Below are 12,471 nucleotides of genomic sequence, written 5' to 3'. Positions count from 1 at the left end.
TCGGCCGCGGCGTAGATGTTGATCGAGCGCTCGCACAGCACGTACACCGACACGGTGTAGCGACCCTTGAGCAGCGGCAGTTTCTCGAAGTGCAGCGTCGCCTCCCCCCGGCCTGCGGCATCGCGCTGCAGGGCCACCGCGTCGAGCCAACTGCCGGCGCTGGACAGCACGCGGCCATCGGCCGTGAACAGCACCATGCCCAGGGTCGGACAGGGAATGTGCGGGTCGCTGGCAAAGCGCACGCGCATCTGCAGATGGTCGATGCCGCTGCGCAAGACATGGCTCTCCGGCGCGCCCAGCAGCTGCACGTCGGTGATCTGCGCGGCAGCCGAGTCGTAGCGTTGCGGCGCCGCATGCGCCTCCTCGGCCGGCAGCCCTTCACGCGATTGCCAGGCCGAATACTCCACCACGGCCTGGTGCGACAAACCGTCGAACTGCACCCGGCCATCGTGCAGCCAGATCGCCCGCGTGCACAGTGATTCGACCTGGAACAGCGAGTGTGAGCAGAACAGGATCGTCGCGCCGCGGTCCTTCAGCGCCATGATGCGTTCGAAGGACTTGCGCGCGAACAGGCCGTCGCCGACCGACAGCGCCTCGTCGATCACCAGGATGTCCGGCTCGACGCTGGTGGCCATCGAGAACGCCAGCCGCATGAACATGCCGCTGGAGTAGCTGCGCACCGGCTGATCGATGTAGTCGCCGATGCCGGAGAACTCGACGATCTCGTCCATGCGCTGCTCGATCTGCGACGGCGACATGCCCAGCAGCGGGCCATTCAGCCGCACGTTCTCGCGGCCGGTCAGCTCGGGATTGAAGCCGGCCCCCAGCTCCAGCAGCGCAGCAATGCGGCCGTTCACTTGGCGTGTACCGGTGGTCGGGTCCAGCACGCCGCAGATGACCTGCAGCAAGGTCGACTTGCCGGCGCCGTTGCGGCCGATCACGCCGACCAGTTCACCGCGGCGGATGCGCAAGTCCACATCCCACAGCGCATGGTGCTGGCGGCCGCGGTCGACCTGGCCGACGAGCTGGCGCCACAGCCGGTGGAAAGGCCGTGCCTCGAGCGAATAGCTCTTGTTGACACCGGCCAGTTCGATGATGACGTCGTCGGTACTCATCGTCTCAGACCAGATCGGCGAAGCCCGGGCGCAGGCGCACGAACAGCGCATGCGCGGCGGCCAGCAGCAGCAGTGTTGCCGCAAACGGCAGCGCAACCGAACTCCACGGAAACGCATCGCCGAACCAGGCTGCGCGGACCAGCTCGATCGGCGCGGTCAAGGGGTTCAGCTCCAGCAGCCAGCGCAGCCCTTTCGGCGCCGCGCTGCTGGGGTAGAACACCGGCGACAGAAACAGCAGGCCCGACATCAGCAAGGGCACGATGTGCTGCAGATCCCGCAGATAACATCCCAATGCAGCGAGCCCGATGGCCAGCGCCAGCTGCAGCAGCAGGATCCATGGCCAGGCCGCCAGCAGCCACAACCAGGACCAGTGGGCACCGCCTCCCAGCACCAGCAGCATGGCGGCCAGCACGAGCATCTGCAAAGCGGTGTGCACCGCCGTCTGCATCACCAGCGCAACGCACAGCAGTTCCAGCGGAAACACCACGCGCTTGACCAGGTTGGCGTTGTCCTGCATCAGCCGCGTGGCGCGGCTGGCCACATCGACCACGGCGCTGTACACCATCAGGCCGGCGAACAGGCGCGCAGCGTAGTCGATGCCGTTCGAAGGCCCCGCCACACCGGACCAGCGGGCCTGGAAGACGCCCTGGAACACCAGCGCATAAATCGCCACCATGGCCAGCGGCGCCAGCAGCGCCCACAGCAGGCCGGCGGCGCTGCCGCGGTAGCGCGCCATCACGTCTCGCTTGGCCAGCGGCCAGGCGAGCGACAGGTGATCCACCATCCAGCGCATCGTGCGCACTCAGCGGATCTGCAAGATCGCCGAGATCGTCACGTTGGTGCTCGGGATGTTCTCGAAAGTCGTCGCCACGCCGCCGATCGTCGCGGTCTTGGTGGTGGTCGGCACGGTGGCAATCAAGTCGACCGTCTCGGTGAGCCCGACGATCACCGAGCCGAACACCGCATAGCCGGGGTTGGCGGCATCGACGTAGTCGAAGGCCGGGTTGTCGACCAGGTTGATGAAGAACTGCGAGGTCGCCGAGTCCGGATTGCTGCCGTGGAACATCGCGATCGTGCCGCGCAGGTTCTTCAGGCCATTGTTCGCCTCCAGTGCGACCGGGCTGCGCGAATTGGTCTTCAACGCGGGGCCGGTGTTGTACGTACCGGCATACATCGCACTGCCAGGCACGATCTTGTGGAACAAGGTGTTGACGTAGAACGAGGTGCTGCTGGAGTTGACGTAGCTCAGGAAGTTCAGCACCGTGTTCGGCGCCTTCGCCGGGTCGAGTTCGACGACGAAGCTGCCGGTGGTATTGCCCTGCTTGGCGGTGATCCGCACCTGCGGCACCGGCACATCCAGGCGCAGCGTGGCCAGCTCGGCGCCTTCGGCGGTGCGCACGCGCACGCGCAGATCGCCCACTGCCGTGATCCGGCAAGTGAAGGTGGCGCTGGTCGAACTGGCCGTGGTGGGCGCCATCGTCAGGCAGCCGGGCTCGATGGCCGCGGTGAGGCCGGCGTTCAGCTTGCTGCCGTTGACCGTGAGCGTCGTGGTCTTGCCGTAGCCGACGTTGGCCGCACTGAGTGTGGCGACCGACGAATCGCCGTCGCCACCACCACCACCGCAAGCGGCCAGCAGCAGCGGCAGCACACAGGCCGCCAGGCGTTGAAGGGAAAACAGGTTCATGGCTTGCAACAAACGGTTCATGGGGCGCTGCGGCGCAGCGAAAGCTGGCGGTCGATGTCGGCGACCAGGTCGTCGACAGGCTGGCCGGCCAGGGCCATCAGGCGCAGGCGCGACAGCAGGTAGTCGTAGCGTGCACGGGCCCAGTCGCGCTGCGCGGCATACAGCAGGGCCTGCGCATCCAGCACGTCGGCGGTGGTGCCCAGGCCGGCTTCCTGCGCGCGCACTGCGCCGCGGTAGGCCACCTCGCTGGATTCGACGGCACGCCGGTAGGCCGCAGCCTTCACGGTGCCGTTGCTGACATCCTGGAAGTAGCGCTGCAGGTCGACCTCGACGCCTTCCCGCTCGGAACGCAGTTCTTCCTCGCTGCGCGCGCGGTCGGCCACGGCCTGCTTGACGCTGGCGTCAACGCCACCGCCGCTGTACAGCGGCACGTTGAGCTGCACGCCCAAGGACTTCAGCACCGAGGTCTGGCCCAGGTTCGACAGCGATTCGTTCTCGCTGCGCGCGATGCTGGCCACCAGGTCGACGCGCGGGTAGTGGCCCGCGGTCTGGCGCTGGATGCCAAAACGCGCGGCCACCACGGCCTGCTGGCGCGCCTGAATCGTCGGGTTGTTGCGGGCGGCCTGCTCGAGCCAGTCGAACAGCCGGTTCGGCACGATCTCGCCGGGCGAGAAGTCGGCCGGAATCTGGTTCAACCGCGGCGTATCGACACCGGTGACGCGCTTCAGGCCGCGCCGCGCGTTTTCCAGGTCGTTGTTCGCCTCGATCAGCCGCACCTGCCCCAGGTCAACCGCTGCGCGGGCCTGGGCCTGCTCGGTGCGCGTGCCCTCGCCGCGCGCCAGGCGCTGATCGGACCGCGCCAGCTGGCCCTTGACGGCGACCAGTTGCTGCTCGGCCAGCGCCACGTTGCTCTCGCCCAGCAGCACCTGCAAGTAGGCCGCGCCAGCGCGGTCGGCCAGATCCAGGCCGCGGGTGCGGTACAGCGATTCGGCGCCTTCCAGCCGGGCCTGGGCCTCGTCGTAGCGGCTGAGAGCTTCCTTGTTGTACAGCGGCATGCGCAGCGACAGGCTGGCTTGCGGCGTGGCGTAGCCCACCTGGACCTTGGCCTCCTGCTCCGCCGAATTGAAGAACTGGCGGCTGCCCGAGACATCGGAGCGCGACGCGTTGAGCGCAACCTGCGGCAGCAGCGACGCACGGGCGATCGGCACGCCCTGGCGCACGGATTCCAGCTCGAACGCAGCGGCGCGGAACTGCGCATCGAAGCCGCGGGCGGCGACCATGGTTTCGGCAAAGCTCATCGCCCGAACCTGGGCTTGGGCTTGGGCCTGTGCCTTGGCCTGATCCTGGGTCGGAGCGGGTGCCGCGGTCTGGGCCTGCGCCGGCACGGCGGCCCAGGCCACCGCCAGTGCCGCGGCGCTGCTTGCCAATCGCCGCCAGGCCGGACGACGTTGGTGGTGTTGCTGATGGCGGGAGACAAGCTGCATGCTCACTCCTCCGTCATCGCCGCCGCGATCCGCTTGATCAGCGGGTGCAGCATGTAGGTCAGCAGCGAACGCTCGCCGGTCTTGATCAGCACCTCGGCCGTCATGCCCGGTTGCAGCGTGCGGCTGCCCAGGGCCTTGTTGCCTTCCGGCGTGATCTCGACGCGCGCCAGGTAGTAGGTGGTGGTCAGGTTGCCGACCTGTTCGGTGATGGCATCGCCTGCCAGCGAGACGATCTTGCCGTGCACCACCAGCTGCGGCGTATTGGCAAAGGCCGTGAAGCGCACCTCGGTGTTGTCGCCCACCTTGACACGGTCGATCACGTTCGGCGGCACCTTGGCGTCGAGCAGCAGCGATTCGCCTTGCGGCACCACGTCCAGCAGGCGCTGGCCCGGCGCCACCACCGCGCCGGGGCCGGCCACACCCAGGCCGATGACCTGGCCCGCCACCGGCGAGCGGATCTGCATGCGGCCGAGTTCGTTGGTGATGGCGACCAGCCGCTCCTGGTTGGCCTGCACCTCACGCCGCACATCGGCGAGCTGGGTCGACACTTCCTTCAGGAATTCCTGCTCGCGTTGCGCGATGCGCAGCTGGGTTTCCAGGATCGAGTTCTGCGTGCGCTGCACCGTCGTCTGCAGGTCAGCCATCGTGGAGCGCAGTTCGGCCTGGGCCTGCTCCAGCTGCAAGGCCTGGTTGCGCGGTGCGAAGCCTTCTTCGGCCAGCGATTTGACGTTGGCCAGCTGGCGCGACTGCAACGCGGCTTGCGTGCCGCGGCTCTCCACCATCTGTTTCAGGCCGGCGATTTGCGCTTCCAGCCCGGTGATGGACTGCCGGGCGGCCGAGATCTCGGCGCGCTGCGCCGCGCGCCGCGAGTTGAACAGCTGCTGCTGCACCGTCATGTGCTGGATCGCCAGCGGGTCTGTCTTGTTGGCCAGCAGGTCGGCATGGAAGGTGACGGCTGGCGCACCGGCCACTTCGCTCAGCAGCCGGCTTTCCAGCGCGCGCTGCGACAGGTAGTTCTGGCGGATGGCTTCGTAGGTGGCACGCGTGGTGGCGTCGTCCAGCACGATCAGCACATCGCCCTGCTTGACCGTGGCGCCTTCCTTGACCAGCACCTTCTGCACCACGCCGCCCTGCATGTGCTGGATGATCTTGCGCCGGGTCTCGATGGACACCGTCGCCGGCGCGGCGACGCCTTCGTCCAGCGGCGCGAAGGCCGCCCACAGCAGGAACAGGCCGAAGCCGACGACCAGGATCCAGAAGCCGAGGCGGATCACCGGCTTGGTATCGGTCTTCAGTTCGCTGTCATCGACATCGGTGACATCGGAGGCGGCGGCGCCGGAAGGCACCGCCGTGAGCGCGGGGCGCGCGGAGGATGAATGTGTGCTCATGGATTCGCAGGGCCCGGTTGGGCGTCGTTCTTGGCCACCAAGGGCAGGAAGCGGGTGATCTGGCCGTTCTCGAGGAACAGCACGCGGTCCGCCACGGCCAGCATGTGTTGCTGGTGCACGATCATGAAAACCGTCTTGCCGCGGCTCTTCAGCTCGCGCACGGTGCGCACGAGCGCGGCTTCGCCGATGTCGTCGAGGTTGGCATTGGGTTCGTCCAGTACCACCAGCGCCGGGTCGCCGAGGATGGCGCGCGCCAGGCCGATGCGCTGGCGCTGTCCGCCGGAGAGCATCTGGCCAGCCTCGCCCATCTGCGTGTCGTAGCCCTTGGGCAGGCGCAGCACCATCTCGTGGATGCCGGTGCGCTGCGCGGCGTCGATCACCGTCTCGGAGGGCACCGGCGCGAAGCGCGCGATGTTCTCGGCGATGGTGCCGTCGAACAGTTCGATGTCCTGCGGCAGGTAGCCGATGTGCGGGCCCAGCGCCTCGCGCGACCATTGTTCGATGGGCTGGCCGTCGAGCAGCACCTGGCCGCTCGTTTCAGGCCATATGCCGACGATGCAGCGGGCCAGCGTCGACTTGCCGGCACCCGACGGGCCGACGATGGCCACCACCTCGCCGGCGCGGCAGTCGGCGTCCAGGCCGTTCAGGATCGGGCGCTGGCGGCCCGGGGCCGTGGCCACCAGCTGGCGCAGGCTGATCTGGCCGGCCACCGTGTCGCCGACATGGGTGGCTTCGCGCTCGGGGTTCTGGGCCAGCAGGCCTTCGAGGCGGCCGTAGGCCTGGCGCGTATCGACGAACTGCCGCCAGGTCTGCACGATCAGGCTGATCGGCCGCAAGGCGTTGCCCATCAGTGCGTTACACGCAATCATCGAACCGGCGCTGATCTGGCCGTCGATGGCCAGCAAGGCGCCGACCGACAGCATCAGCGATTGCTGCGTGTACTGCACGAACTTGGTCACGGACTGCACGCGGTGCGAGCGCTCCGACGCGGTGGCGGTGCGCGACATCACGCGCTCGTGGATGGCCTGCCAGTGGCGGCGCAGGTCGCCCAGCATGCCCAGCGCCTGCACCGTCTCGGCATTGCGCAGCTTGCCGTACAGGTAGGCGGTCGATTCGGTTTGCGTTTCCTGCGCCTGCTTGTGTGCTTGCGCGGTGTAGCGGTTGCCGATGATGGCCACCAGCAGCAGCAGCACGGCAAAGCCGGTGGCCAACCAGCCCAGCCAGGGGTGCATCAGGAACAGCACCACGATGTAGATCGCAGTCCAGGGTAGGTCGACCAGCGCGAAGATGCCGTTGCCGGTGAGGAACTGGCGCAGCTGCGTCAAATCACTGAAACCCTGCTGCGCCCGCGCACCGCCGCCGCCGAGGCTGGCCTCGAAGTTGGCATTGAAGACCCGCGTGTGCAGCGCGGTATCAAAACGCGCGCCGGCACGCACCAACAGGCGCGAACGCACCCACTCGGCGAAGCCCATCACCAGGAACAGGAACACGGCGATCAGCGTCAGCGCGGCCAGCGTGGTTTCGCTGCCGCTGGTGGTGACGCGGTCGTACACCTGCATCAGGTACAGCGTGGGCGTCAGCAGCAACACGTTGGCGAACAGGCTGAACACCGCCACCCAGAACAGCTCGCGGCGGAAGCTGTACAGCGTGCGGCCGAGTTCGCTGCGCTGGAAGAAGCCGCCGGCGGCCAAGCCGGCACCGGCCGTCCCGGTTCCACGCGGCGCGGCCGCTGGCTGGCCCGCCAGCGGGCTCGTCGGCAAGACCTGGGTGCTCATGCGGCGCTCCCACCCGGCAGGGCCGGCCGACGGGTCGCCGCCTGGCGCGATTCGGCCTGGGCACGCATCTGGTCGTTGGCCTTCTTCAGCGCGGCCATGACCTCGTCACGCGGGCCGAAGAACTTCTGTTGGCCATCGGCCAGCACCAGCAGCTTGTCCACCGCCGGCATCAGGGTGGTTCGGTGGGTGATGGCCACCACCGTGGTCCCTTGGGATTTCAGGACGCCGAGCATCTGCAACAAGGCTTTCTCGCCGGCCTCGTCGAGGCTGGCATTGGGTTCATCGAGCACCAGGAATTTCGGCGCGCCATACACCGCGCGGGCCAGGCCCAGGCGCTGGCGCTGGCCGCCGGAGAGCACCGCGCCTTCATCGCCGATGCGCGTATCGAAGCCCTGCGGCAGCGCTTCGATCACATCGACCATGCCCACCAACTCGGCCGCGGCGCGCACCTTGGCAGTGTCGACACGACCGAAGCGGGCGATGTTCTCGGCCACCGTGCCGTCGAACAGCTCGACCGTCTGCGGCATGTAGCCCAGCTGCGGGCCGAGTTCGGCCTTGTTCCAGGCGTGAACGTCGGCACCATCCAGCCGCACCTTGCCGCTGGCGGCCGGCCACACACCGACCAGCAGGCGTGCCAGCGTGCTCTTGCCCGAAGCGGACGGGCCGATGACCGCCAGGACCTCGCCGGGCCGTACCGCGAACGTCACGCCGCGGATGATCGGCAGGGTACTGCCCGGCGCACCAGCGACCACGCCCTCGACGCTCAGCTGCCCCTTGGGCGGCGGCAGCGGCATGCCGGCCGGGGTAACGGTCAGCCGGCCCAGCAGGTTGTCCAGCCGGCCATAGGCATCACGCACCTGGACCACGCTGCGCCACTGGCCCACCAATTGCGCCAGCGGGGAGAGCACGCGCGCGCCCAGGATGGAGGCCACGATCATCATGCCGGGGCCGCCCCACAAGCCGCCCTGCAGCATCAGCCAGCAGGCGGCACCGAGCATCAGCGAGCCTTGCATCTGCTGCACCAGCTTGGCCACGGCAGAGTTGACGCCGGCATAGTCGGAGGCCTGCGCCTGGCGTGCCAGGAAGCGGCGCTGAATGCGCATCCAACGCTGGTGGATCTGGCCCAGCATGCCCATCGATTCGATCACCTGCGCATTGCGCATCGTGTTGCCGGCATAGGCGGTGGCCTGGATGGAGGCCTGCTGCGCCTCGGTCAGCAGCGGCATCGTGCGGCGCTCGGTCAGCACGGTCAAGCCGACCTGGATCAGCGCGCCGATCAGCGCCAGCACCCCGAGCCAGGGACTCAGCGTGAACAGCAGCACCAGGCACAGCACGGCGGCCGGCGCATCCAGCACGGCACGCACGGGCTGCGCGCCGAAGAATTCGCGCAGCGTTCGCAGATCGTTGAAGGCCTGCACAGAGCCGCCCGGCTGGCGACGCAGATTGGCTTCGAAGGCGGCATCGAAGACGCGCGCCCGCAACTGCTCGTCGACGGCCTCGCCCGCCCGCTGCAACGCGCGGTTGCGAACCAGGTCCAGCAACTCGATCACCGCGTACACCACGAACACCAGCAGCAGCAGCATCAGCAAGGTGGTGGCATTGCGGCTGTTCAAGACGCGGCCATAGACCTCGAACATGAACCACGACGGCGCGAGCGTCAGCACGCCGATCACCGCGCTCAGCCAGCCGATGTGCGTGTAGGCGCCGCGCTGGCTGAGCAGGGCTTCGCGCAGCATGGAGGGCGGCGCAGCGGCCGCGCGTTGGGGAGTGCTCATGGTGTCACGGGGCTCAGTGCGTTGGGCAGCGGCTGGGCAGTGCTGGCCGGAAGGGTTTCGTTCACCTGCACGTAGTCGGGCAAGTGGTCAGCTGCGGTGGCGAGTCCGTCCACCGTGGCCGGGGTTGCCGGTGCTTCGCCATCGGTCTCGGTGTCGGCTTCGCCGTCGAGTTTGGAGAAATGGAAGCTCAGCATGAACACCTCGGCTTTGGCGCTGAGCGCGATCTCGCGCAGTTTTTCGTCGCGGAAGCGGCGCTCGTCCTCAGGCCGCACATCGAGCCGGAAACGCATGCGGCCGTCGAGCGTGAACATCGAGATCTGGCCATCCTTGATGCTCAGCGTGTGGCGGTCGAAGAAGACCGGCGATTGCGGCTTGAACTGCAGTCGCGGCAGGGGCTTGTCACCCCAGCGCGCGATGTTGAAAGGGCTGCGCGGATGCTGGAAAACCAGGCGGCTGGTGCGCGACACCGAATAGATGGCATTGCAGATCATTTGTGAACCCAGGCCCGGGAACTGCTGCCGCAGGGACTTGTAGGCCATGTGGTGCAGCGCGACGCGGTTCCAGCAGCGCGTGCTCTGCACCGTCGGCGCCAGCACGTTGCACGCCTGCGCAAAGGCCTGTTGCAACGCACGCAGGCGTTCGGCCTGCTCAGGCGTCGTCTTCAGGGCGATGCGGACAATGGAGTTCATATAAGGAGCCGCATGCTAGCAGCTTCCTATATGAAGTCAATGCAGTTCTTGACGAAACGGATTCAGTGCAAGGCGGGCGGAGGGCCACTCGGCGAGGATGAGGCCTTGTCCAGCGGCAGCGCCGTGAATTCCCAGCGCGCCACCTTGACGCGCCGAGCGATGGCACCGATCAGGCCGTGCAGCGTGCTGTCGCTCAACACCAGCGTCAGCGGGGCACGTTCGCGCAGCATGAACTTCAGGACCCAGCGCTCGTCCTTCTTGCGGCGGCCGCATTCAACAGCGGTCACCAGCCAGGGCCTGATCTCGGGTGTCTCGGGCCGGGGCGCCGGCGCGGGTTCGGCGCGCAGCTTGACCTGGCTGGCCATGGCCCGGTGATGCGCCGCCGCCACCACCGCCTTGGCGCCACGGTCCATGCGCTCGGGCAAGGCAGCGGACCGGTCGACCATGGCCTGCAAGTCCTTGCGCCACACGGCATAGACCCGGCGCGTGACATGCAGCCAGTGCTCGACAGCGGCAGCCGCGTCACCTTCGGTGAAACGCAGCACCAGCCGGTCTTCTACCGGGTCGAATCGAACGCTGATGTTTTGCAGCATGAAGGTGAAAGGCCCCGTCGGGCTACCGACAGGGCCTCAAAAGGCAATGGCCGCTGATCAGCCCGCTGCGGGCGTCTCGGCCGGCGCCTTCGTACCGTTCTTCTTCTGCTGGCGGGTGGCCAGTTCCTTCACCAGCTTCTGCTGGACGTTGAAGCCGGCGAGGAAGCCATCGACGGGCAGGACCACCTGGTGCGTGATGTCCATCTTCACCGCGGGCTTGCCATCCTTGCCTTTGGCGCGGCCGGCGACCACTGCGAGGTCCAGGCGAACCAGACCGTTTTGAATCGAAATGCCGACGATGCGGTCCGTGAATACGACTTGCTTGTTTGCCATGGAACTGAGTGGCTTCGTTGTGAGTAGTGGAAAGGTGCCGCGCGGGACTCTGGCCCGGCAGCGTGGCGCACGCAGATCAGCGTGCGGCGAAGGAGCGGGCGATTGTAGTGCAGTCGCTTGACCCGCCGCCGGAACAGCCCAGCGATCGGAACCGAGACCGCGCCCGGTAAAACTTCAGAGACCCGCCTCGCGCAAGCGCTGCAGGAAGTCCTTGTCGCGCACCACGCGCCGCGCCGCAGGTGCCGGGCGCAAGCGTGACAGCACCTTAGCCAACCCCAACTTGGCGCGCATATCCTGCGTTAGCGATCTATCGAGTGCTGGGGCGTTGGGGGCGGACATGGTGTGTGCGGAAGCTTGACGTTGTGCAGGCATTGTGGCTGCCGGCAGGTTTCGCGCTTGTGACCGCCATCACCAAGAATGGTGAGAAGTGTGTGTCAGGTCACTCAAGCGCCAGGACGGTCATGGCGGAAATGATCAGACTGCCCGTCGGCATGCCGGCCGCTCACGCAGTGACGTTCTTGCTGGCCACCCCGGAGCGTTCCCTTCGCAGTTCTGGAACGACGTTGATGTCGAGAGTGGACATCAGGACAGATCAGCCGGTCGGATCGAGATCTTCACTGGCGCGGGGTCGAACGGAATGTCTTCAACACCTGGCATCGCGAGCAGTTCGACGATGTTCGAAGCGCCTCGGACGAGCTTGCGATAGTCCTCGATGGTCAACAGCACATGCGCAGGTCGGCCGCGGTCCGTGATGAAAACCGGTCCCTTGCGAGCCGCCTTCTTGGCACCGCTGGAATCCTGGTCGAACTCTCGACTTGACAGTGTCGTGATCGTCACGATGGCTTCCTTGATCAGGAAAGATTTAGAAGCATCATCCCGGCTCCAGCGTGAACACCTCGCGCACGGTCAGTCTCAAGGCGTCAGCCACCTGCTGTAGCCGTTCGGCGGCCACACCACGGTACTGGGTCGCTTCGTAGCGCTGCACCTGCTGCTCAGCCAGTTCCAGACGCTCCGCCAGTTCTTTCTGCGTCAGGTTGCGCACGATGCGCGCCTTGACCAGGGCTGCACCAATGCCAACGATCGATTCGGCTTCGAGCGATGTGATGTGCCCATGGCGCAATGCGTCGTACTCGGCTATTTCGGCGTCAAGGTCATCGAGTTGGCTGCGTAACCCGGCGCGCATTGCCTTGGCAGCCTTCGGGTGCAGGCCCTGCGCATCGGGCGCCGCCAGCGCTTGCCGAAACCTCTCGGCCTGACCCTGGGAGACGAGGTACTGGCGCTGGTTCGTGATCATGACAAGTCCTTCAAATCGATGACCACGATACCCTTGCGTCGGCCATCGCGGTCGGTCTGGAAGAAATCGCGGAACAGCGTGCCCTGCGGATCGGCACGCCCGTCAGCGATAAACAGTTCGCCCAGGAACCATGCCTTCTGCGTCGCGCGGCCACGGTCAAACGTGAGAAGCCTCTCGTCGACCCTGTCGAAGTCCACACCTGCTGCGTCCCAACAGGCATCAAAGTCACCGGGTTCCTCTTTCGCGGTGACGAAGCTGCCGTCGATATAAGCACGCGCGCAGCCGGCCTCTTTCAAAAGGAGCAAGGCATCACGCATCCCGGCCAACAGCTTGAGCCGCCA

14 protein-coding genes are annotated in these 12,471 nt (G+C 66.9%); all 14 read right to left on the bottom strand.

Annotation, left to right across the window (positions count from 1 at the left end; translation table 11 throughout):
* On the bottom strand, positions 1-1,115 hold a 1,115-nt coding region (locus VLK61_RS15030), incomplete at its 3' end, for an ABC transporter ATP-binding protein (protein WP_325422423.1).
* Between the two features lie 4 nt (positions 1,116-1,119).
* Positions 1,120-1,908, bottom strand: a complete 789-nt coding sequence (locus VLK61_RS15025; protein ID WP_325422422.1) for an ABC transporter permease — start codon at positions 1,906-1,908, stop codon at positions 1,120-1,122.
* Positions 1,909-1,917: 9 nt separating this feature from the next.
* The gene (locus VLK61_RS15020) at positions 1,918-2,799 is read right to left on the bottom strand and encodes a peptidylprolyl isomerase (RefSeq protein ID WP_325422421.1); all 882 of its coding nucleotides are present in this window, start codon (positions 2,797-2,799) and stop codon (positions 1,918-1,920) included.
* Between the two features lie 17 nt (positions 2,800-2,816).
* Complete coding sequence (locus VLK61_RS15015; RefSeq protein ID WP_325422420.1) at positions 2,817-4,283, bottom strand: TolC family outer membrane protein; 1,467 nt, start codon at positions 4,281-4,283, stop codon at positions 2,817-2,819.
* A gap of 2 nt (positions 4,284-4,285) precedes the next feature.
* Positions 4,286-5,671 (bottom strand): HlyD family type I secretion periplasmic adaptor subunit, encoded by a 1,386-nt coding sequence (locus VLK61_RS15010; RefSeq protein ID WP_325422419.1) that lies wholly within the window; start codon positions 5,669-5,671, stop codon positions 4,286-4,288.
* Positions 5,668-7,446, bottom strand: coding sequence for a type I secretion system permease/ATPase (locus VLK61_RS15005; RefSeq protein ID WP_325422418.1), 1,779 nt, complete (start codon positions 7,444-7,446; stop codon positions 5,668-5,670). Before VLK61_RS15005 ends, VLK61_RS15010 begins: the two co-directional genes overlap by 4 nt.
* On the bottom strand, positions 7,443-9,221 hold the full coding sequence (locus tag VLK61_RS15000) for a type I secretion system permease/ATPase (protein WP_325422417.1): 1,779 nt from the start codon (positions 9,219-9,221) through the stop codon (positions 7,443-7,445). Before VLK61_RS15000 ends, VLK61_RS15005 begins: the two co-directional genes overlap by 4 nt.
* Entirely contained in the window at positions 9,218-9,910 is a 693-nt protein-coding gene (locus VLK61_RS14995; protein ID WP_325422416.1) for a hypothetical protein, read from the bottom strand. Before VLK61_RS14995 ends, VLK61_RS15000 begins: the two co-directional genes overlap by 4 nt.
* A gap of 62 nt (positions 9,911-9,972) precedes the next feature.
* On the bottom strand, positions 9,973-10,503 hold the full coding sequence (locus VLK61_RS14990; RefSeq protein ID WP_325422415.1) for a hypothetical protein: 531 nt from the start codon (positions 10,501-10,503) through the stop codon (positions 9,973-9,975).
* A 57-nt stretch (positions 10,504-10,560) separates the two neighbouring features.
* Positions 10,561-10,836, bottom strand: a complete 276-nt coding sequence (locus tag VLK61_RS14985; protein WP_325422414.1) for a hypothetical protein — start codon at positions 10,834-10,836, stop codon at positions 10,561-10,563.
* Positions 10,837-11,010: 174 nt separating this feature from the next.
* Positions 11,011-11,175 (bottom strand): hypothetical protein, encoded by a 165-nt coding sequence (locus VLK61_RS14980; protein WP_325422413.1) that lies wholly within the window; start codon positions 11,173-11,175, stop codon positions 11,011-11,013.
* A gap of 243 nt (positions 11,176-11,418) precedes the next feature.
* Entirely contained in the window at positions 11,419-11,673 is a 255-nt protein-coding gene (locus tag VLK61_RS14975; RefSeq protein WP_325422412.1) for a type II toxin-antitoxin system prevent-host-death family antitoxin, read from the bottom strand.
* A gap of 34 nt (positions 11,674-11,707) precedes the next feature.
* Positions 11,708-12,130, bottom strand: coding sequence for a helix-turn-helix domain-containing protein (locus VLK61_RS14970; protein ID WP_325422411.1), 423 nt, complete (start codon positions 12,128-12,130; stop codon positions 11,708-11,710).
* Positions 12,127-12,471: DUF6932 family protein (locus VLK61_RS14965; RefSeq protein WP_325422410.1), on the bottom strand; the 345-nt coding region annotated here is incomplete at its 5' end. The genes VLK61_RS14965 and VLK61_RS14970, both read right to left, overlap by 4 nt.

This window comes from Aquabacterium sp. (assembly GCF_035476535.1).
Taxonomy (GTDB): Bacteria; Pseudomonadota; Gammaproteobacteria; order Burkholderiales; family Burkholderiaceae_C; genus Pseudaquabacterium.
The sequence above is the reverse complement of the archived record's forward strand: the minus strand, read 5'-3'. Positions and strand labels throughout refer to the sequence as shown.